General features: G+C 45.6%; 3 tRNA genes and 1 pseudogene. All 4 read left to right on the forward strand.

Annotated elements, in window-relative coordinates:
• Nucleotides 1–52 precede the first annotated feature (52 nt).
• Nucleotides 53–2,047, forward strand: a pseudogene (locus E5342_RS18825) (patatin-like phospholipase family protein); the annotation flags it as partial.
• A gap of 76 nt (nt 2,048–2,123) precedes the next feature.
• A tRNA-Arg gene (locus tag E5342_RS18830) sits at nt 2,124–2,200 on the forward strand.
• Between the two features lie 27 nt (nt 2,201–2,227).
• A tRNA-Arg gene (locus tag E5342_RS18835) sits at nt 2,228–2,301 on the forward strand.
• Nucleotides 2,302–2,329: 28 nt separating this feature from the next.
• Nucleotides 2,330–2,403, forward strand: a tRNA-Arg gene (locus E5342_RS18840).
• Nucleotides 2,404–2,595: the final 192 nt, after the last annotated feature.

A 2,595-nucleotide genomic window follows, 5' to 3' on the forward strand; every position in this document is an offset into this window, starting at 1 on the left:
TTTAATTAGCTTTTTCAACTGATTTTATTTAGCTTTTTCATTTGGCGTCGACAAATTTGCGCATTTCTCCATCGATATGTCTGATTCCCTACAGATCAAGGCTAGTTTCTTACCGCAAAGCTTGATCAATCCCATACAGATGAATCAGGCGTTTATGGCCTTGTTCTCGCAGGCGACCGCAAAGGCGGGGTGGAATTTCGACAACCTGTTTGTCCCTTTCCGTTGCGTAGCCTCGGATATATATACTAAAAAGCCTATCATCTTTAAGAATGGGGATTTGGGAGACGCCGTACGTGCCTCCATGACTTTCCCGTTTTTCTTCCAGCCCATATGGAAAGACAGTATTCCTCTATTCGACGGAGGTATCTACGATAATTTCCCGGTAGGCCCGATGAAAGATGCGTTCCATCCGGGTTTCATCTTTGGCTCGGTCGTGTCCGGAGGCAACAACAAACCCTCCCCCAACCCATACAGCCAGATCGAGACCATGATCATGCAAAAGACCGACTATGAGGTACCGGAAGAAGATGGCATGATGATTAAATTCAGTTTCCCCACCGTCTCCTTATTGGATTTCCAGAAAGGTAAGGAGCTTATGGATATCGGGTATAAACGTACTCTTTCCATGATCGACTCCATCAAGCAACGGGTTCCCCGGGAAGTGCCTTTAAATGAGGTTACCGAAAGAAGGAAAGCTTATAAAGAGAATCTTCCTCCGCTGATCTTCCGCAACATTTACGTGACAGGCGTATCCGATGCCCAACGTAAATACATAGAGGCCCAATTGCACAGGGATATCAACAACGAGTTTTCCATGGAAGAGTTCAAGCGGGCTTATTTCAAGATGCTGACCTATTCCAAGATCCGGGAAATCATGCCTCATGCCGTTTATAACCGGAAAGAGAAAAAATTCGATCTTTATCTGGACGTGAAGATGAAAGAAGAGATCACGGTCGGCTTCGGCGGAAACATATCGTCTCACCAAGCGAATCAATTATACCTAGGATTGGGGTATCAATATCTAGGACGGTTCGCCGCCGACGTAAACTCGAACTTTCAAGTGGGTAACTCCTTTAGCGGGGTCATGTTGAGCGGCCGGATGTACCTGCAAACGCAAATCCCCACTTATTTAAATTGGCAGGGAGTCTTCTCGGACAAGAAATACTCGGAAAGCCAATCTCTCTTTTATGAGGATGTTGTGCCTGCTATGATTAAGCAGAAAGAACTGTACATGAAACTAAAATTAGGCTTCCCCTTCCTCAACCACGCGAAAGCGGAGATCGGGTTCGCCTACGGACGATTGAACGATTACTACTTGCAGAGCACCACGATACCTTTCCCGCACGCCTCTTTCGACCATAGCTGGTACGATTTGTTCAGCGGTTCGTTAAGTATCGAGCAAAACTCACTCAACGCAAAACAATACCCGATAAGCGGAAAACAGAAATTCCTGATTGCCCAATACGTAACCGGTACGGAGAAGTATACCCCATCCCCCACTTCCGCCACGACGGAAGCCCCGATCGGTCGCAAAGTGCATAGCTGGCTGCAACTGAAAGGACGCTGGAACCAATACCAGACGCTGAGCAACCGTTTCAACTTAGGTTATTTGGCAGAAATGGTCATATCCAGCAAGAATCTTATGAATAACTATACGACTAGCGTATTGCAAGCCCCGGCGTTTACCCCGACACCCCATAGCGAGATCATATTCAACGAGGCGTTCCGGGCGAACCAATATGTGGCTTTCGGGCTTTCCCCGATCTTGAAGTTAAGCAAGCTCCTGCACTTCCGATTGGATATGTATGGCTTCGCTCCGCTCTATGAAATACAAAAGACGGTGCCGGAAAACAATCCGTATGTCGGAATCCCGCATTATGGTAAGTTTTTTCACTCGTTTAATTATATGGGTGAAGCAGCGGTCGTATTGCAACTGCCATTCTTATGTATCAGTCTGTATGCCAACGGATACAGTTATCCGAAGGAGAATTTCAACTTTGGCTTGAACATTGGCTATCTTATCTTCAATCCAAAAATGTTAGATTAAATTCGCAAAAAAGTAGTCGAAACGTTTGCATATTTAAAACAAAAGCGTACCTTTGCACTCGCAATCACGAAACAATGGCCGCGTAGCTCAACTGAATAGAGTAGCTGACTACGGATCAGCCGGTTACAGGTTTGAATCCTGTCGCGGTCACCATTCGAAGATAGCAATAGAATATATCTTGGCTCCTTAGCTCAACTGAATAGAGCATCTGACTACGGATCAGAAGGTTAAAGGTTTGAATCCTTTAGGAGTCACTTGAATATTCAAATTCATTTACAGATTGGCTCGCTAGCTCAACTGAATAGAGCATCTGACTACGGATCAGAAGGTTATAGGTTTGAATCCTATGCGAGTCACTTGAGAATCCTTCTCCCGCACACCTTCTTGCCAAAGGTTACGAGAGAAGGATTTTTCATTTCCCCTTACTGCTCCCCTGCTTTCCTCAATATATATACCCGATGGTTTCGGGTCAGCGGATTTTTCCGGTGGGCGAAGGAGGTGTCAAGAGTATAGTGTTGCCAGTCGGAACATGAAGAATTTGATGTCTC

The sequence above is a fragment of the Parabacteroides distasonis genome (genome assembly GCF_004793765.1).
GTDB classification, from domain to species: domain Bacteria; phylum Bacteroidota; class Bacteroidia; order Bacteroidales; family Tannerellaceae; genus Parabacteroides; species Parabacteroides distasonis_A.